This is a genomic window from Burkholderia sp. LA-2-3-30-S1-D2 (assembly GCF_001523915.2).
GTDB lineage: Bacteria > Pseudomonadota > Gammaproteobacteria > Burkholderiales > Burkholderiaceae > Burkholderia > Burkholderia diffusa.
In genome coordinates this window covers 1,306,423-1,326,910 of record NZ_CP013383.1, presented here as the reverse complement: position 1 = coordinate 1,326,910, position 20,488 = coordinate 1,306,423, and the positions used below count along the sequence as shown (strand labels likewise).

The window sequence follows — 20,488 nt, the reverse complement described above, 5'->3', positions numbered from 1 at the left end:
GCAATTGCTTGCGCTGTACGTTGCGCCTGTATCGAGCGGCCGGTAGCGCGGGCGCGAAGCGCAACCCACACTGCCGGATCCATGCGTACGCGGTTAGAACTTGTGATTGAGCCGCACATACGCCGACTGCGCCGACACATGACTCGTGTCGATCGTCGCATCCAACCCGAGTGCTACCGTGGTCGTCTTGGCGGCCTGGAGGGTAACGCTGGCGCCCGTGGTCAGGAACGAACGCGGCAGATCGGTGCCCGGCGCGGCGAACACGGTCCCGTCCTGGCTCTGCACCTGCACGACGCGGCCCGCGCCCAGCACCTCGTGCGCATAGGCCAGGCGAAGCTGCACGTCGACGGGACGCACGGCATCGCCGAAGGTCTTATCGAGCGAGACACCCACGTAAGGCTGGAGGCTCCTCGCGCTGTCGGGGCCGACTTGCAGGTTCTGGCCGTTGGCGCCGTTCTCGCCGAAGCCGCTGCCGCGCACGTAGGCATACCGCAGCCCGATGTGCGGCGCGAGCCGGAGGCCACCAACGTCCATGGGCAGGCTGGCCTGCGTGGCGGCGGTGAACTCGTGGCCGAGATGATCGCCTTCGGCGGTACCCGGGCTGCCGAATGGCCGCTTCTGCGAAAGGAAATCCAGCCCATAGCCGAGCGTGGCCGACAGGTTGACGGCACCCATGGGCTGCGCGCCATACAGGGCGACGCGCAGCGTATCGATGCCACCCGATGCGCCTGTCGTTTCTTCACTCAGCGTGGTGTGCGTATAGCCTCCCGCCGCACCGACCGTGGCACCGCCGAGCCGCCCTTCCGCGCCCGCCAGGAAGCCGTAGGCGTGGGTAAGGAAGCCGGGCGCGCCGCCCGTTCCGCCCACCTTGGTGCTGGAACCGCTGGCAACGGCCCACACGTTGCTGGAACCCGCCTCGTTAATCTGCGGGCCCGTCAGACGGCCGAGCAGCGTCGAACTGGCGCCCTGCGCCTGAAGCAAAGCTGTCGTGCCCAAGGCCGTGTAGATAGAGGTCTTGGTTGGTGCGATGACAGTCGGGCTGGCCGGCGTGCCCGGCCCGGTGGCTTCGGCGAGCTGCAAGTCGACCCCGTTGGCACCGTAGTCCAGCGATGACTGCAACGCGCCGAGATTCGCGCCGGCGGTGGTGGTGCCGACGTTCGCGAAGCGGCCCGTCACGCCGTTGGCCGCGCTCAGCACGGTGTAGCGGCGGGCGGTATAGGTGCCTGGATCGAACAGAATGGCCAATGAGCCGCCGAGCGTCGCGGCACCGCCTACGCGTAGTTGCGATGCCTCCGTCGGGCTGACCTCGATCGAGAGGGTGCCGCCCGCTCCCTGGGTATAGTTCCCGCCCACGGACAGCGTTCCGATGGAGCCACCTGGCGCGACCACGCCGTTGCTACTGACGTCCCCCGATACCGTGCCATGGCCGCGCAACGTGCCAAGCGAGTTCACCTGGACGTTGCCACCCAGCACCGCACCGGCATTAGCCGCGTCGCCCACGGCCAACGTGCCGCCTGCCACCGTCGTCGTCCCGAAGAACGCGCTGCTGGCACCATTCAGCGTCAGCGTGCCCGCGCCTTGTTTGACCAAACCGCCGGTGCCGCTGAGGCTGCCGCTGAATGTTTGCGACGAGTCGTCGGACAGCGTAAGCGCATTGCCGCCCAATACCACCCGGCTGCCTGCTACGCCGGAGAGATGCGCGACCTGCTGACTGCCGCCGGCGGACAGATCCAGCGCGGCAGTTGCGCTGGCGAGCGTGACCGACGTGGAAGATGCAAGCCGGCCGGCACCCGACAAGGCGAGCGTGCCCGCGTTGACCATCGTCGCCCCGGTGTACGTGTTCACGCCCGACAGCGTTTGTGTCCCACCCGCAACGGTGAGCCCGCCGGTGCCGCCAATGGCACCACTGAAGGTGCCAGCCGCGTTGGCGAGCGTCAGCGTGCGGCCACCCAGCGCAACCGTGCCCGTGCCGGTGAGCGCATTGATCGTGGCACCGGAGGTCGTCCCCGAGATGTCGAACGTGCCGTTGTTGATGACGCCGCTGGACGCGGCAATGCTGCCGGCGCCTGACAGCGCGAGCGTGCCTGCGTTGATCGACGTTGCTCCGGTAAAGCCATTGGCACCCGACAGTGTCTGCGTGCCGGCCGCAACGGTGAGCCCGCCGGTGCCGCCAATGGCACCACTGAAGGTGCCAGCCGCGTTGGCGAGCGTCAGCGTGCGGCCGCCCAGCGCAACCGTGCCCGTGCCGGTGAGCGCATTGATCGTGGCACCGGAGGTCGTCCCCGAGATGTCGAACGTGCCGTTGTTCACGACACCGCTGGACGCGGCGATGCTGCCGGCACCGTTCAACGCCAGTGTGCCGGCATTGACGGTGGTGGCGCCCGTGTAGGTATTCGCCCCCGACAGCGTCTGCGTGCCACCGCCGACGGTCATTGCCCCCGTCCCGTTGATCGCTCCACCAAACGTGCCGGCCGCATTGGCGATCGTCAGCATGCGGCCACCCAGCGCAACCGTGCCCGTGCCGGTAAGCGCATTGATCGTCGCCCCGGAGATGGTCCCCGAGATATCGAACGTGCCGTTGTTCACGACCCCGCTGGAAGCGGCGATGCTGCCGGCACCGATCAGCGCGAGCGTGCCCGCGTTGATGGTGGTGCTCCCCGCATAGCCGGCGGCACCGGAGATCGCCAGCGTACCTGCACCGGCCTGCACGAGGCTGCCCGTCCCGCTGATGGTGCCGCCATACGACACCGTGTCGCTGCGGTCGAACGCCAACGTGCCGTTGTTGACGATGTTGCCTGCGACGGAGCCGGTGGTCCCGCCATTGCCGATCTGCAGCGTGCCGGCGCTGATTGTGGTGTCGCCGGTATAGGTGTTGTCACCCGTCAGCGTGATCGTTCGGTTGCCGCTCACGGCCACGTTGCCCGCGCCGGACACGGCGCCCGACATCACAAAGGTGTTGAGGCTGGAATCGAACGTGACCTGCGACGCGGTATCGCCAAGCGTGATGTTGTTGCCAAGCGAAAGGCCGGCGCTCCCGGCGACGACCGAGGCAGCTGCGCCTGCCGCTACGTCCAGGTTGCCGATGATGTTGGAGCCCGTGACAAACTGCAGCGTGTTGTGCGTGCCGTTAAAGCGAATGGCCGCCGCGCGCGTGACGCCATCGCTTAACAGGCCACCGCTGATCGTTCCCCCGTTGACGATGAAGTCGTTGTTTGCGATGACGCCCACGCCCGCCGCGCCGCCGTTGCCTGCACCGCCCGTTATGGTGCCGAAGTTGTCCAGCACGTTAAAGCCGCCGGCCAGATTGACACCTGCACCGCTGTCTCCGGCGGTGGTGCCGCCACCCCCACCGCCACCGCCCGTCCCGCCCGTGATCGTGCCTTGGTTAGTGACCAGGATCGACTGCCCCAAGGTGAGTAGCCCGTCGCCGCCGCCACCGCCGCCGCCAGGATTGCCGCCGCCACCGCCGGTGCCGCCATTGCCGCCGACCAGCAAGCCTTGGTTGTTCACTTCTGCGGAAGGCACGACCATGATCAATCCTGCGCCGCCACCGCCGCCGCCGCCGCCATTCGACGCAGGCCCCGATGTGCCGGCCCCGCCATTCCCGCCCGCACCGCCTTGCAGGGTCACCCCGGGGGTGACGAAGATACTGGCGCCGGTGGAATACACGGCAGCGCCGCCGCCGCCGCCACCTGCGGCAAAGTTGAAGCCGTCGAACCCCTGTCCGCCCCCCCCGGAAACATCGGCGCCAACGACCGTATTCCCGGCGGTCGTTGCGCCCACCGCGCCAGCCGGGCCAACCTGCCCACTATCGTTCACCGCGCCGGTACCGCCCGTGCCACCCGAAGTAGCCCCGCCGGGCACTTGTATCGTGGCGTTACCGGGACCAAGCGCGGATGAACCGCCGCCACTGCCATTGCCACTGCCACCGTTGCCGCTGCGGTTCGGAAGGCCGTTGCCGCCGGCAGCGCTGCAATTGGCGATGGTGCTGGTAGAACACGTGGTGGCCCAGCCGGGTAAGGCCGCGCCAGCCAGACCAAGCGACACGCCGATGGAAACAATGGAAGTGCAGCGGCGCGCGGGCGTGGCACCATCGCTGGCGCGGCCCCCGCCGTGCGCCGCCTTTGTGCGTTCAGATACCACTTGCGGCGCACGCAAGGTGCGGCTCCAGACCAGCCGATAGACCCGGTTCATGTTGATCCCCTCGTTGCATGGACCCATGGCGCTGGTCACGGAGACCCTGGACCGATGGCGCGACGGACCCGTTTCTGTTTTCGTTCTCTGGCGTGCCGGTACGCGGATACTGTCTTTCTTGGTTCACCGGGCGGGACGCATGCGCGCGCAATATAACACCTGCGCAAGAAACATTGCCAAGGCGGTCGCGGACCCGCCGCTCACCGGGCATCCGGCCGTATCCCGAAAAAAAAGAGTTGAGTCGTCCCGGCGCGTTGTTTCCCACTGTGTCAGGCGGATAAACCATCCACTTCCCCGCGTTGCTGACCATGCGCATCCACCCGCTGCTGCCGTCCCCAGCAGTCTCGGCGGACTTCTTGAACCCGACTACCACGGCGGCGGGCAGATCCGCGGTACGCGGTATCCGTGCTGAACCAGGGCTAGCAGATCGTTGAGTTACTGTCGGGCCGGACGTATTTTCGCTTCGGCCGTTCGCGGCGATCACGGCGAAGCGTTCGATTTCGGCCCATTCGCCCGGCTGGCCTGTACATTGAACATTGACCACCAGACCGTGCCGATCGTCGGTCAGCATATGACCAAGATCGCTCGGCAGCGCCGGCGCCACATTGCTCTTTCCTCGCGTCGGCCTGCTCTTCCTTGATCTCGGGAACCTACATCGTGCAGGACGGACCGGAGTATTTGAACGGCCTGTTAAAGATCGCCTCCCACAGATCGCTGCCGTTCACGCGCGGAATCCTGATCGCCCTCCCTGCCCGATCGTCGAAGTGACCGCGTATGCCCCGTGCGACGGCCAGACCACGCACGCGTTCCGCGCGCCCCCTCACCCGACGATCACCTGCTGCCCCGGATTGATCTCCCCCGGATTGCTCGTCAGGTTCGGGTTGAGCTGCAGGATCTCGTTCAACGCGACGTTGATCCGTTGACCGTCCGACATCCGTTGCTGTTCGTCGGCCGGTACGCGAGCGGCTGCAAGCAATGACCCTTCGTGATTTTCCGCAATGGTCCACAACGAATCGCCGGCGACCACCTGCACCGTCAGCGGAGTTGGCGTCGGGCGCGGCGAACCCGTCGAAGGCTGCGCCGACGAGGATGGCGTCCCCGACGGCGGCGCATTCGGCGTCGATGACGCAGACGCACTCGGCTGAGCCGCCGGCGCCGTCGTCGCCCCGGGCGTCGGTGCGAGCGAGGCCCCGGGCGTCGGCGTCGTGCTGCTCGAACCCGAAGGCGTCGGCGACGGACCCGACCCGGGATGCTTGTCCTTGTCGTCCGATCCCGTCAACGCCGAGATCACGCCGTACCCCTGCATGATCCCGAAGATCGCCACCGGGAACAGCGCGATGCCGGTCGGCAAGCGCGCGAGCCACGGCGTGGCATTCGGGAATTGCGTATGCAGGCGGCCGGCGCCCAGCAGCGCGCCGGACATCGCACCGAGCACGCCGGTCATCCCGTCGCCGAACGTGTGGGCGGCCATTGCGCCGTGGATGCCGCTTGCCAGACCAACGGCCGATGTCACGTAGTCGCCGGTCGCGCTCGCGATCCGCGCCAGCTGACTGCGATTCTCCGCATTCACGCCGCGCGAACCACCCTTGTAGACGATGCCGGTAGAGACGGCGCTGATGATCCCGCCCAAAGCCTGCCCGCCGGCCAGCCCGTCGCCATGGAGGAACTTGGCTCCGTTGATCGTGATCGAGCCGCCGTACCCTCCCAGCGCGAACAGCCGCCCGACCCGGCCAACCGAGTGCCGCGGACTGCCATGGTGCAGCAGTTTCAGTGACGTCCCGCCGACCACGCCCTGCATCTGCGCGAGCATGTCGGCCGCGATCGCCTGCGTGTGCGTCGCGGTTTCGTCGAACGACAGCGTCCCGTCCTCGTTCAGCGCGCGCAACTGCGCGGCGGCGGCCTTGCCTTCGTGTGCAATCTGTTCGAGCTGCGTACCTCGCGCGTCGGCGTCGAACCCGTTCGCCTTGAGTTGCTTCTGCAGGCCGCGCACGAGGCGGTCGACGACGCGATCGAACACGCGCGGATCGCCGTTCTTCAGGCTGGCGACCGCGCCGTGATGCAGCGCCTGGAACACGCGGCCGACGCGCAGCCCGGCGTACAGCGAATTCGTCGCGGTACCCACGAACTCCTTGCCCGTCGCGACGAGCGCGCCCGCGCCGGTCCCGCCGGCCAGCGTGGCGGCGGACATTTCGCCGGCAATCCGCCGTCGCGACGGCGGACGTCGGTTCGTGCCGATCGGCTCGTCGTGCACGCGCAGTGCGTGCAGCTCCGCCTGCGCGCGCTTCGCGTCGGGAATCTCGACCTTGGCGAGCTGTGCGGTCTCCCGCCGGCTTGTACCGATCGGCTTGGTGCCATCGTTGATCAGCGCGGGATCGCGCACGACCGCGCGCCAGTGTTCGGCCGGGTCCGCGGCGGATGGCTGCGCTCGGGTGGTCACGCGGTCCGGCACGCTGGCGCCGTATTGCTCCAACCAGCGTGCGGCGAACCTGCGCGCGCCCTTCTCCGTCTTGTTGCCGGGCTCGTTGCCGTCGCCCTTCCAGTGTTCCGTCGCATGCTCGATCGTCGCCTTGCGCGCCTGGTTCAGCCACACGGTCGTGTTGCCTTCGTAGAGCTTCTGGCGCAGCGCGGCCACTTCGGCGGGCGTCATCCCTTGCGCGGCACCGATCCGCTCGACCTCCGCGAACAGCAGCTGATGCTGGTTCGCCAGCGTCTGGCGGTCGACGCGCTCGAACACGCGTGTGAGCGCATCGGCACCGTGCAGGCGATCGATGATTTCCGGTCGCGCGCGGTTCTCGACGATCAGTTTCGCGAGTGCGCCGGTCAGGTCCTGGTTGCCGATGAAGTCGGCGCCGTGCGTGCCGAGCGACAGGCCGACGTGGACCCATTCGAGCCCCTCGCGCTCGAGCACGGCGCGCAACAGCTTCTCGTGCCCTGCGCCCGGCACCGATTCGGGCACTGCGTCCCAGCCGTGAAACGTGACCATCACGTTGGGCGCCGTCGTATCGGGATGTTCGTTCGACCACTTCTCGAGCGCCGTCATGACGCGCACGTAATCGTGGTATGCGTCGTTGGTGCCTGACTGGTACCGGTAGTCGGTGCCGGACACGAGCGCGCGCGATGGCGCCGTTTCGAGCCGGATCGCGAAGCCGGTGTGCGCCGCCTCGTCGAGCCAGCGATTCAGATGTGCGAGATGATCGAGCGCGAGTGCCGTCCCGTCCGTGCCCGGCGCCGGATGAATCATCCCGTTCTCGCCGTCGAACACGGCGTTCTTCTGGTCGCCGAGCGCCTTCACCGCGCGCAGGAAATCCGGATCGTGCGCCTTGCCGAGCACGGCCGCGAGCAGATGAGGATCGACCACGAGCGTGACGACCGGCGTCACACCGCCGTACTGCTCGACGATCTGGCGCATCAGCGCCGGATCGTCGCTCAGCGACAGCGAACGTGCCATCGGCACCATGCGGTCCTGCAATGCTTCGCTCGAGCGCGTGAAGAAATACCGGATCCGCTGGTCGGCGACGGTCGCCGCGCCCAAGCGCCGGGTGCGTGCGCCCAGCTTGCCGGGCACCGGCAGGAAGCGCGACGCCGACGTCGACACGTCGCGCCCGACGTACAGCTTGTTGAGCAGCGTGCGCCACATGCCCGGGTCGACCATCACGACCTGCGGCTCGCCCTTCAGCACGAGATTCACTTTGCCGGCACGCTGAGCCTGCTTGTTGTAGGCCTCGATCTGGTCGTGCGTCGGGAAATACTGCTCGGTCTTCGCCGCACCATTGCGCAGGCTGAACGCGACGACGGTCGACGACGAGAGCCCAGGCTGGTACGGCTCGATCGACAGCGGCGCGGGTGCGGTGCCGCTGCGCCGCAAGCGCTGCAAGTCGTTGAGCACCTCGTTGTAACCGTGCCGCGTCCGGGCCGCGAGCGCCCTGAACGGCGCCGAATGCTGACCACGCGCTTCCGCGTCGGACAGCTGCTCGCGCAGCGCCTTCGCGCGCGCTTCGAGCGCCGCGATGCGCGTCGGCCGCGCGCTCCGCAGGAACGCGCGCGGCGGCAATTGGGTGAGCAGGAAATGCACGTCCGAGCCGAACCGGTCGTTGCCGATCGGCATTTCGTCGAGCGGTACGCCCTGATGATGCGGGTTGTTGGCGTGCCGGACCGCGTCGAACCACCGCATCTCGCCGTTGCGCGCGGCGATCACGCCGACCGGATCGCCGAGCGCCTCGGCCACGGCGCCGTCCGTCCTGAACACGTAGATCACGTGCTGGTTGCCGTCAACCGCACCGTTGCGGATCGCAGTCAGCAGGTGCGGCACGCTGTTGCCGCTGAAATCGACCGCGTTGAGCGCGGATGTGTGCGACGGCAGCAAATGCGGATCGACCGGCGGCCGCGTTGCCGTGTTGCTTTCACCGCCCTGCTCCGCGCGCTCGAGCGGCCGGCGAAGCGGCACCTTCGACTGGAAAAGATCGCCGAGCGAACGATGCGGCGGTTTCTCTGCCGAGGTGGTTTCCTTCGCCGGCCGGAAGCCGCCGATTCGATCGACGGTTTCCGGCTTGACGTCGCTGACGACGAACCGGATGCCGCGCCGCGGCGAGCGCAGGACCGGAATGCCGCCCCTGCGCCGTCGCCGGAACACGGTGCGCAGATCCTGCTCGGGAACCTCGGCGTCGCCGAGCGGCGCTTTTTCGTAGTACTTCCATTCGTGGTTCGTGTTGCGCTCCGCGTAGCCGAGCACCTTGCCCGTCTCGTCTTCGACCACGTGAATCCAGCGCCGCTCTCCCTCGACGGCACGCACGGCCTGACGCGGCCGCTTGAAACCCGGTGCGTCGTGCAGTTTCACCACGTCTGCGGCGAGCGCGGCGTCGACCGGATGACCCGACGCCGTCACGGACCACGACGACTTGCCGTCCCGCGTCTCGATCTTCGACGCGCCGCCGAACTGCATCAGCTCGTCGTGCGCCACCGGCGACACGAAGAAATCGAACTGACGGCGTGCCGTGCGCCCGCTGCTGCCGGTCTTCCCGAGCGCCTTGCGCAGCGCGCCCGGCACGCGCTTGCCGTCCAGCATCCGCACGGGGCCGAGCGCGCCGTGCTCGTTGGTCTCGAGCACCGCGACGAACGCCGGCGCCGCGTGTTCGGCGTCGGCGGCCGGCGCGTCGGTATGCGCGGTGATCAGCACGTGCGCGTTCGGGCCGAGCTGGCGGCCCAACCCGTCGAGCGTCGGCGCGCGCTGGCCATCGACGCGCGTGAGCGTGCGTCGGCCGAGGCTGTCGAGCCACGTCGCGGCAACCGCCTGTGGATCGCTCGCTTCGGCCACCGCGGCGCCCTGCGGCACGCCCGGCTGGCTCGCATGACCGGATACGGCGGCAGGCGCCGCCGCGCCGGACGATTCGCCGGCCGTGCCGGCAAGGCGGCCGGCCGCCGGCCCCGCCGGGCCGATCGTCGGCCAGGTCGGGCGCCCGTCGGTCGCCCCGACCGCACGCATGCCGCCCGCATGCACGGCCGCATAGCCTTCCGGCAAGCCCGAGCGATCGATGCCGACGAGCCGGTACGACACCTCGCCGGTCGCCGCGTCGCGGGTGCGCACGACGTACATGTCGACACCGGCCGGCTTGACCAGCTCGCCGCCATCGGGCGTCGTGATGCGCAGCGCGCGAGCCGGATCGTGGCCGAGCGCCGACAGCAGCACGACGTCGGTCGGTGCCTGGCCCTCGACCGCGGCGAGGTTCGCTGACGCGCTGGCCGCGACACGTTCCTGCGGTGTCAGGTCGTCCCGTGCGAACGCGGTGCCGTCCGGCAACGCATCGGTGCGCACGTATGCGTGGTTCCGTGGGCCGGTATGCGCCGTATCGATTGCCTGCCCGAGATCGTCGTGCGCGACCGTCCGCGCGCCTTCCGGCAATGCGAGCCGGGCATCGGTCGTCGAACGGGCCGGCGCGTGCGCGGCAGCGGTAGCCGGTGCATCGGGCACCGTGCCGCTGAACCGGAACCAGCCGTCCTCGGGATCGAGCGCACCGAAATCGGTGCCGCTGCCGAGTTCGATGCTGCCGTCGCGCGTCACGAATTCCACGCGCAGGTTGGTCAACCCGGCCGCGTCGAACGCCTGCATCACCCCGTCGATCACGCGGGTCGGTTCGGGGCCGTCCAGGAAGCCGCTCGGCCAGCGCTGGCTCACCGTGCCGCCGGGTTGCGTCACGCGCGCCGCGTCGCCGATCACGCCGGGCCGTTCGGCCAGCGCGGTGCGGAACGGATGATCGAGCGTGACCGATTCGAACGTGTCGTCCGGAATCGCGGTGAAATCGTAGTCAGGATCGGCAAACGTCGGATCGGCCACGCGCGGCACCGTCGGGCGCGGCGGCGGATCGGCGAGCGGGCGCGACGCGGTACGGGCGGTCGTCGCGGCCGGTTCCGCGTCGCGTCCTGCGGGGAGCGCCGGCCGGCGCGCGCGTGCCGGATCGCCGCGGAAGCTTTGCATCGGCAGACGATCCTTGTCGACCTGGCCGGTCAGCCGCGTGCCGCGTACGGTGGTCGAACCGTCGGGCTCGACGAGCAGGATGTCCGGCGGCGCCCAGACCGATGTCGGTCGTCCGGTCAGCTCGGACAAGCGCTGCGCGAGTGCCGCCGCGAAGGTCGTGCTGGCCGCCCGTACTTGCCCGGGCGCGATGCGCAGCGGATCGTGCTTGTTCGATCCGCCGAAGCACGAATACAGCGTGACGTCCTGCCCCGGTTCGAGATGCGGCGCCACGCGCTCGGCCACCTCTTCCGGCGTGAGCGGACGGCCTTCCGGGCCCAGCATCGCGTCGGCCGATATCCCGTGGCCGAACACGACGTGATGACCAGGCGGCGACATCAGCCCGCGCGCGCCGATCGGATGGAGTGGATCGTCGGGCGGCATCAGCAGTGTATCGGCCGGGCGCAGGAACTCGGGATGGTGCGTCGCGTCGATGCCGGTCACGTCGTCGAACCCGGGCTGCAGCACCGACTGACCATGAACCGTCGTCGTGACGACGCCATCGTTGGCGATCCGGCGGTCCGTATAGACGCGGCTGGTCTTCGGATAGATTTTCTGCGTTTTCCCTGACAGGCTGTCGTCGGCCTCGGCTTCGGCGACCTGCTCGACGCGTGCGGCCCATTCGTCCGCCTTGTAGATCTGCCCCGGCCCGACTTCGACGAGCGGAGTCGGCTCGTAGACTGGCGGTTCGCCCGGTTCCGCGTCGGGGGCGAGCCGCGGATGCACGGGCCCGCCCGGCGTCACGTCCTGGCGTCCGCCATCGCCTTGCGAACCGCCCGCGCCGCGACGGCCGCTGTCCGAGTCCGGATCGATCTGCGCGTCGATCGCCCGCACCGGCTCGACCGGTGCATGGTCGTGCACGGCCGTGCGCGCCGCCGGTTCGCCGCGCTGCGCGAACACCATCGGCGGGTCGCTCGCATCGGGCGCCTCGGGCAGATGCAGATAGAGCCGCGTCGCGACGTCGGGATCGTTTGCCGGCAGGACGATCTTGTCGTCGATCGGATGCAGTTCCAGCGCACCGGTGCCGCGCACCGAGTTGGACGTGATCGACGCGATCACGGGCACCTGCAGTTCGTACGCGAGTTCCTGCGCGAACGAGTAACCGCCGGCACCGAGATAGCAGCCCGTCAGCAGCACGCCGTTGCCTTCCGTATAGGCCGGATCGTCGAGCAGCTTGCGCGCGAATTGCCGCGGCGAAATCGTCGTGCCGCCTTCCGTGACGGCGGCCGCGCTGTCCAGGGTCACGTCGCGCGGCGCCGTGCCGTGCGACTCGGCGATGTCGAACCCCGACACCTTCAGGAACTGCCGAGCGGTCGCGTGCCCGAGCAGGTTCACGACGTTCGAACCCGGCACGGGCCGCAGTTCCAGAGGATTGATCCGGACCGGCTGCGCGCCGCCCGGCGAGAATTTCCCGTTCACGTCGGGCTCGATCTCGAAGCGCGCAAGCCGTCGGCCCGGATTGGGGAGCGCCCGCCGCCATCCGGCCGCGTCGTCGTCGCCCAGCCGGCCGAATACCGGCGCCTGGATCAGATCCGCGAATTCCTGCAGCAACTCGGGATTGGCGCCGCTGCGCGGCCCCTCGAGCGCGATCGGCGTGCCCGGCGTATAGCCTTTCCACGCCAGTTCTTCCAGCGCATGCGTCATCTCGAGCGCGCTGGCCGACCGGCCGCTGCGCGGATTGATGATCGAGCCGCGTTTCGTCAACAGGCGCCACACGTAGACGCCGATCGGCACGCGCGCGTCGCCCGTCGTGGCGCTGCCGCCCCAATGATTCGACACCGGGCGTGGCGCGACGCCGCTCCAGTCGACCGGATGCGCGCCCTGGTCGATGACCGCCAGCGCCGGCGAGAACCGGTACGTGCGCGGTTCGCCGCTGACCGAATGGTCCGGCACGCCGGCCTGATCGGGCGCACCGGGTTCGATCAGGATGCCGCCCGTATAACCGGAGTCGGGGCTGCCGTCGGCCCGATAGCGCGGCGAACGCCATGCGACGAATCCGCTTGCGCCGTACACGTCCACGCCCAGCACGTTCGCGAGCAATTGCGCGAGCGGACTCACGCGCGTGCCGGCGCCGCACGCATAAAGAATGACCGGCGACTTGCCGTCCCAGCCGCTCTGGCGAATCAGCTCGGCCATGTCTTCGGCGCTCATCGCCTTGCCGGTCGCGCTCGCGAATGCATCGGCCCACGCATGCGCGTACACGGCGAAATAGCCGGGTGGCACCGGCATCAACGGCCGCTCGCCCGCCGGCAGCCGGTTCTCGGGCTGACTCGGGTTGTCCGAATAGATCGCGAGGTCGGCCTCGCGGCGCGGGTACGCGGCCCACTGCGTTTCGCTCATGCCGAATGGCGCGTTGATCACGTCGACGCGCCGGCCGCCCTCGTTGCGAATCAACGGCTTCTGCGGATCGAAGCCGCGCGGGTACACCACACGCAGCGTGCGGTCGTACGCATCGTTCATCGACAGCATGAACGCATCGCCGGCGTCGGTCAGCCCGACGTGGCCGACCACCGCTTCGGGCGGCACCGAGCCGTCCGCGGCGAGCGCCCCTTGATCGACCAGCGCGATCCGGTAGCGGCCGCCGGCCACGCCGTCGGCGCCGACCATCAGGGCGTCGTGATACGTCGTGTAGCGCGTCACGCCGATCGTGCCGTCTTCGTCGGGCGCAACCGCCGCACGCGCCTTCGCATCGTCGGCCGCGTTCGCGCGCCGCTGGTCCGCCCGCGCCGCGCTCATGTCGTCGACGATGTTGCCCTTTTCGGTCGCGGGCAGCCCGTCTTCCTCGGGGTTGCGCACGTTGCCTTCGGGATCCTGCAGCGCGTACACGTAGTACTCGACGTCCTCGAGCCGGTTGCCGCTCTCGATGATTCCTCCGACCACCTCGCTCAGCATCGCCGGATCGGCCGCGACATGCGCGGGGATCTCCCAGGACGCTGGATGCGCGCCGTTTGTCGGCATGCCGGCCCGGGCCGTCGATGCACCGTCGCCAGCCAGCGCGTCGGCGACGGCCGGCGTCGCTTCGCCGTCGGGCGCGAGCCGCGGCACGATCGCGGCGTCGTCCGGCGTGCCCTGCATGCCGTGCGCGCGCAACCACGCGGCGACGCGCGCCCGCAGCCCCTTGTCGGCCGGCGCGACCGTGCCGCCGTCGTCGGCCGGTTCGCCGAAGCTGTTCGCCTGCTCCTCCGCGTGCTGCCACGGGTTGCCGATCTCGCCGACCGCGAGACGCTGGTTCGCCAGTCCGTTGCCGTACAACGTGTCGACGACGTTGATCGCGACCGGCCGCGACACCGTCGACGGTGCGGGCGTCTTCGTGATGGCTCGAATCGGCCGCTCCATCAGCGTGTGCGAACCGAGCCCCATCTGCGCGATGCCGATGCCGAGGTTGAGCAATTGCTGCGCGCGATCGGAATCGGACATCGCGTCCCAGTTCTTGACCAGCGACACGCCCTGGTCGGCCATCTGGTAGCCGCCGATCACGCCGCCCGTGACATTGAATACGCCGGCCGTGCGGCCCGTCGTCTGCGCGAGCGACTGGAACGCGTCGGCTTCCTGCGTGAAACGGCCGACACTGGCCACGTCGGCCGCAGCGCCGTCGCCGCGCGATGCGGCCGTCAGCAGGTCGGAGACCCGCCCCGTCGTGCGCAGCAGCGACGATGCCTCCGCGAGCGACTTCGCCGCCACGCCGAGCCCGGCGCCGGCGAAGCCCGCGCCACTGCCGATCAGGCTGATCCAGTCGCCGCGCGCCTGTACGTTGCCGAAGCCGATCGACTGGCCGTGATCGCTCAGGTTCTTCAGGTCGCCGATCGCGGCAGGCACGCCGACGGCCATGCCCGCGCCGACGGCCGTCCACGCGGCACCGAGCATCAGGCCGCCGACCGGTGCCCCGATGCCGCTCGCGACCAGCACGACACCGCCGGCCGCGGCAAGAATGCCGGCACCCATTTCGAGGATGTGTTCGGCGTGCTGGTACCACTCGGTCTTGTGCGCGTCGATCGTTTCGTATTGCGAGAAACCGCCGGACGCCGGACCGTTCGTCAGGCTTTTCGGCACGTACAGCTTGCCGTCGTCGGACAGCGCATTGTTGTGCTGGTAGTCGTCGACGGTGTCGTACTTCCAGCCGCGATCGTCGATCAGCTTGTACTGGTCCGGATGCCCCTCCACCTGCACCTTGAAGAGCGCGCTCGGCGCGGTGCCGGTCCCCTTCGATACGTAGTAGATCGGCACCAGCGACACGACCGCGTGGTCGCCGCCGACCTTGCGGATCTGATCGACGACGTTCTGGATCATCTGCGTCGCGGCCGAATTCCTCGCGTACAGCGACTGGCTGTTGACCGCCCTACCGTTCTGCAACTGCCCGTTGCCGACGATCAACTGTTCGAGCAGCGCCATCGACGGCACGTCGTTCCGGTCGGTCGGCGTCGCGCCCGGGTCGTCCGGCTGGATCCCGAGCCCGGCGCCGACGAAGTTCGTCATCTGATCGGAGCCGGTGGTGAACGTATAGGACTTGTCGTCGAAGTGCTTCTGGAAGTCGTCGAAATACGCCTTCAGCTGTTTGTCCGGATCGGCCTGGAACAGCTTGTAGCTGGCGCTGGCGGCGTCCTTGTTCTGCTTGTCCTGGGCACTCTTGGTGCCCTGGTCGTAACGCAGCTGGAAGTCGTTCGCGAAGCCCGAGCGGAACCGGTCGTCGTTCTGCATTTTTGACAGCAGCGCCTTCGACAACGACGGATCGACGCCCGACGACAGCGCCTGCCGCACACCGTCGAATCCGTAGCCGGCATCGCTGCCGCGCAACGTATAGATCATCGTCTTCGCGTTGCCGTTGGCGTCGAGCAGCCAACTCGCGACGTCGTCTTCACGATGCACGGGCACGCCGCTCGCGGTCGGCTGCTGATCGGCGAGCCCGACCGCCGTGCTGAGGCCCTTGTAGAACTCGATGCCGTCGCCGTAAGGCTGCGGCGTGCCCGTGTTCGACTGCGTCCACTTGTTGCCGAAATCCTTCTCGACGGTATCGAGCACGACGCCCGCGAATTCGGGCGGGGCATTGGCGAGGATGTCCTGCATCCACTTGCCGGCCTTGTCGGCATTCATCCGGCCGTCGTAACGCGCCTGCATGCTGGCCTGGTCCGTCGCTTGCGAATCGGGCTTCTGCATCAGCGGATCGATCTGCGAATGGATGAAGTTCGCGTTGAAATGCGGCTGGCCCGCCTGCGTCCACAGCGTCTGGCGTTCGTCCAGCGAGAACGACGCATTCATGTTGGTGTTCAGCACCTGAAGCGCCGCGCCCGGATTGCTGCCCGGATTCTCCATCAGTTGCGCGACCTGCTGCTTCGTGTACTGCAGCCGCACGTCGGGCGCGGCGGCGAGCAGCAGCTTGATCTTCTGGTACCCGGGCTGGTTCTGGTCGGCGTGCGCCATTGCATACGCGAACACGCCGCCCGCCTGGTTGATCTGCGCGTTCAGGGCTTGCGCGTCCGATTCGCTCTTGCCGTCCGTGCTGACCGGAACACCCGTCAGCTTGACGAACGCCTCGGCGAGCGGATTCTGCTGGGCAAGCGTCTTCTCCTGCGGCGACAGTTTCGGGTCGTTCGGATCGACGGTCACACCGGTGTCCTGCAACAGCGCGAACGTGACCGGGTCGGACTGCGCGAGCTGTTTCATCTGCGGCGACAGCGACGGATCGTCGGGATTGATCGTCGCGATCGTGCGCTTGAGCTGGCTTTCCTCGCCCAGGGCGTCGACGAGCCCGGTGTACCACATGCCGTCGTGATTCTGCTTCACCGACGCGACGACCTGTTTCTGCTCGTCGGCCGTCACGTAGGTCAGCGCGGTGTCGTCGCCGCCCGTCACGACCTTGTCGTACTGGCTCTGCGCCTGCGACAGCTCCTGCGTGATGTCGGCCTCGTCGGCGCGGCGCAATCCGCCGGGCTCCTTCTGCCACGCCGCATAGTCGGCCTTCGCGTCGTTCAGGCGCAGCGTCGCGGCCGACGTGCTGTATTCGTGGCGCAACGCGGTGGTGAGTGCCGTGTATGCGTCGTCGGCGTTCGTGTCGGCCGTGGTGGCCGCCTGGCGCAGTTGCGCGCCGGTGTCGGGATCGGCACGCCGGATGCCGCCCGGCAACGCGTTGTACTGCTGCACGTCGGCGTTCGCGGCCTGATCCTTCTGCATCGCCATCGCGAACTGGAAAGCCTTCACGTTGGTCGCCCGCTCAGGCGCCGATTCGGCCGACACCGCCTTTTGCGCATCGTCGAGCACCGAGCCGAACACCGGATCGTTCGGCGACGCATTGCGCAGATCCGATGCCACGCCCGCGATCGCCTTATTCGTGTCGCCGCCGCCGTCCGCCGCGACGCGCATCTGGTTCTCGACGGCCGCCTGCACCGAGCCCCATGCGGCTTCGGCCTTCTTCACCTGGTTGTCGAGATCGGCCTGCGACGCGCCCTGGTCGTGCAGACGCTTGAGCGTCGCCATTTCGGCCTGCGCGAGCTGCAGCAGGCGCTGCGTCTCGGCCTGCGCGGCCGCGAGGGCCTGCTGTTCCGGCGTCTGGGCCGGCGGGGTGCTGCCTGCCCCGTTCTTCGGTGCCGGATCGTCGTCATTCTGCGGCTGCGGCACGTTCACCGGCCCGCCCCCGCCCACAGCCATCAACACCATGTCCATTCTCCCGCGGCATGCGTGACGTGCCGGCACAGCGGCAGACGGGCCACGCGCAATGGTCCATTGTGCAGAACGGGCACGCGTGAAAAAGTCGCGCATTACGTAGTCGCCGGCCGGGTTGCGGCAGCGCGGGCAGACTCCTGCTACGAACGGAATGAACCCGACGCGGCAATTCGACCGTTGCCGCTTCGGGCGGCAAATTTTGCCGGGTGCTGCTCACGAGACCAGAAATACATGCCGCCGCCAACGAGCAACACACGACCCAGCGCGTTGGATCACCACCCGGACGACATCCGCCGCAGGCTCCTGAAAGTACCGACGCTCACGCTGAGCCGTCCCGGCCCTGCCGAATCCTTCCGCCCACGCGATGGTTCCATTGCGCGCCGATTCGACGGAAACACCCTGCATCGAAACGCCACGATTCCACGCGATTTCGCAGAGGACCTTTCCTGTGCAGCGGCTTAATCGACGGTCGCGCGATCTCCAATAATGGCCGCTCGATCAGTCGGCCGGCGCGCCGACGCGACCCACCGGCGATCGGGCCGGAGACCAACGATAAAAAATCCTATGCATTCCTATAAAACCATCCAGCCCGCCAACGCGCGCGTTGCCACGCCGCATGCCGTCCGCCGCGGCCGTCGTACCGGGGCGCTCCCTGGAACAGTGCTCGCCGCCTGCGCGGCCGGCCTGATTCCGTGCGTCGCGCACGCGCAGAGCAGCGTGACGCTGTACGGCCTGATCGATACGTCGATCACCTACGCGACCAACCAGCGTACGCAAGGTGCCGGTTCGCCCGGCAGCGGCAGCGTCGGGCTGACGAGCGGCGCGTTGAACGCGTCGCGCTGGGGGCTGCGCGGCCGCGAGGATCTCGGCGGCGGGATGGCGGCGGTCTTCACGCTCGAGAACGGCTTCACGGGCACGAACGGCAAGCTGTCGCAGAAAGGCGTCGACATGTTCGGCCGTCAGGCGTGGCTCGGCGTCAGCTCGCGCACGGCCGGCACGCTCACGTTCGGCCGCCAGTACGACCTGATCCTCGATTTCGTGACGCCGCTCGGCGCGTCGGGCCCCGGCTGGGGCGGCAACCTCGCGGTGCATCCGTACGACAACGACGACTCGAACCGCAACCTGCGCATCAACCACGCGGTGAAGTACACGAGCCCGACGTATCGCGGGCTGACGTTCGGCGCGTTGTACGGATTCTCGAACACGGCCGGCGCGTTCTCGAACAACGCCGTGTGGAGCGCCGGGCTCGGGTATGCGAACGGACCGCTGAAGCTCGGCGCCGGTTACCTGAAGATCAGCCGCGACCGCAATGCGCCGAATCCGGACGGCGCACTGAGCACGGTCGACGGCTCGGCGACGATCACGGGCGGCAACCAGCAGATCTGGGCCGTGGCCGGCCGCTATGCGTTCGGCCCGCATTCGGTCGGCGCCGCATGGTCGCACTCGGCCACCGACGGCGTGAGCGGCGTGCTCCAGGGCAGCGGCATCACCCCGCTGAAGGGCGAATCGCTCGTCTTCGACAACTTCACGGTCGATGGCCGCTACTTCGTCACGCCGGCGTTCAGCGTAGCCGCCGCGTACACGTATACGATGGCCCGTTTCGACACGCGCACGGGCCAGACGCGCCCGAAATGGAACCATGTGGTCACGCAGGCCGACTACGCATTCTCGAAGCGCACGGACGCGTATCTCGAAGCCGTCTATCAAAGCGTGAGCGGCGGCAACGGCAATCCCGCGTTCAACGCGACCGTCTGGACGATGACGCCGTCAGCCAATAGCAACCAGCTCGTGGTCGCGCTCGGGTTGCGGCACAAGTTCTGACGCCCCGGCGACACGAGACGCGCCCGCACCGGCATGGCGCATCACGCATCGCCGCGCATGCCGCGCATGCCGCGGTTTCCGCGCAAGCAAGAATGCGTCCTGCGTCGTTCCCGTGTGAAAATTGCCGAGAAACTGGTCGCGCTGTGACATTTTTCCTAATCTAGTTGCAGCGGCGCCGTGCTTCGGCGTTCCGGTCGAGACAATCTTTCATATGGCGCATCGCCGGCTTACGAAAGCGCATCGCTCACGGAAGCCGGCACTTTCGTGCCGTCTCGCCGGATGCGTGACGCGACAGTTCGCGCGCACCACGCTTTTCTCGCAGTCAACCGCAGGAGACGCACGATGAGCAAAACGAACCGATTTGCGGTCATGGCAGCCTTCGCGCTGCTGGCGGGTTGTCACCACGCGGCGAAAACGCCCGAGAATGCCGGGATGGCGCCGGCCCCATCGAGCGAAGCGGTCGCGACGGTGGCGGCGGACGATCTCAACAATCCGAACAGCCCGCTCGCGAAGCGCAGCGTCTACTTCGATTTCGACCAGTACTCCGTGAAGCCGGAATACCAGACGCTGCTGCAGGCGCACGCCGACTACCTGCGCAGCCACCCGTCGCGCCGCGTGCTGATCCAGGGCAACACCGACGAACGCGGGACGTCCGAATACAACCTCGCGCTCGGCCAACGCCGATCGCAAGCCGTGATGAGCGCACTGGAAACGCTGGGCGTGCAGGCGTCGCAACTCGAAGCGGTCAGCCTCGGCAAGGAAAAGCCGGTCGCGCTCGGCCACGACGAGGATTCGTGGGCGCAGAACCGCCGCGCCGATCTCGTCTATCGTTGACCGGATGCCGCCGCGACGGCGGCATTCCGGCTGCTCACCCTCCGTTGCCCGGATGCAGCGAATCTGCGGGGGCGCGCCGCGCCCCGGCTGCATGCGCGAGCGCCTGCCCCGCTCCATGTCGCCATGTGCCGATACGCAAAAAGCATGGAATAAACCGCCCGCCGGAAACGTTTCGTCATCGCGCGGTCGCCGGTTCACGCGAACCATCCTGCCGCGCGGCCTTCTCGGCGAAAGGAGAGTGAAATGAATTCGGCAAGATTGGCCGCGGCGCTGCTCGCGGCACTGATGCTGGTGCTGTCGGCCGGATGTACGTCGTCGGGTGGCGGCGTATCGCCAGGCCCCGGGATGAGCCGGTATGGCGGCGCGGGCGGCAGCGGAGGCGGCGGTGGTGGCGGCGGAGGGGGCGGCGGAGGGGGCGGCTACTGAAGCGCCGCCGGAAAGGCTCGAGCGGGGCGTTACGCACGAGCGCGGCCGGAAGCC

Annotated in this window: 5 protein-coding genes and 1 pseudogene; 3 read left to right on the top strand and 3 right to left on the bottom strand. The window is 68.4% G+C overall.

All coding sequences use genetic code 11. The annotated features are described in order from the left end of the window. Positions 1-93: 93 nt before the first annotated feature. The 3 genes and pseudogenes from WS66_RS06135 to WS66_RS06125 all read right to left on the bottom strand — a co-directional run bounded on the left by WS66_RS06135 (position 94) and on the right by WS66_RS06125 (position 17,347). Positions 94-4,194 carry an autotransporter domain-containing protein gene (locus WS66_RS06135; protein WP_059600462.1) on the bottom strand — a complete coding sequence of 1,367 codons (4,101 nt, stop codon included), beginning with the start codon at positions 4,192-4,194 and terminating at the stop codon, positions 94-96. A 511-nt stretch (positions 4,195-4,705) separates the two neighbouring features. Continuing rightward, a pseudogene (locus WS66_RS34855) lies at positions 4,706-4,840 on the bottom strand (IS5/IS1182 family transposase); the annotation flags it as partial. A 174-nt stretch (positions 4,841-5,014) separates the two neighbouring features. Continuing rightward, on the bottom strand, positions 5,015-17,347 hold the full coding sequence (locus tag WS66_RS06125) for an LWXIA domain-containing protein (protein WP_059600463.1): 12,333 nt from the start codon (positions 17,345-17,347) through the stop codon (positions 5,015-5,017). Between the two features lie 570 nt (positions 17,348-17,917). On the opposite strand from WS66_RS06125, the gene WS66_RS06120 reads away from it, so the two are divergent. The 3 genes from WS66_RS06120 to WS66_RS06110 all read left to right on the top strand — a co-directional run bounded on the left by WS66_RS06120 (position 17,918) and on the right by WS66_RS06110 (position 20,434). Then, positions 17,918-19,174, top strand: a complete 1,257-nt coding sequence (locus WS66_RS06120; protein ID WP_059600464.1) for a porin — start codon at positions 17,918-17,920, stop codon at positions 19,172-19,174. A gap of 342 nt (positions 19,175-19,516) precedes the next feature. Further along, positions 19,517-20,008: a peptidoglycan-associated lipoprotein Pal gene (gene pal / locus WS66_RS06115; RefSeq protein WP_059600465.1), complete on the top strand. Its 492-nt coding sequence runs from the start codon at positions 19,517-19,519 to the stop codon at positions 20,006-20,008. 243 nt (positions 20,009-20,251) lie between these two features. Next, positions 20,252-20,434: a hypothetical protein gene (locus WS66_RS06110; protein ID WP_082728894.1), complete on the top strand. Its 183-nt coding sequence runs from the start codon at positions 20,252-20,254 to the stop codon at positions 20,432-20,434. The last annotated feature ends 54 nt before the right edge of the window (positions 20,435-20,488 follow it).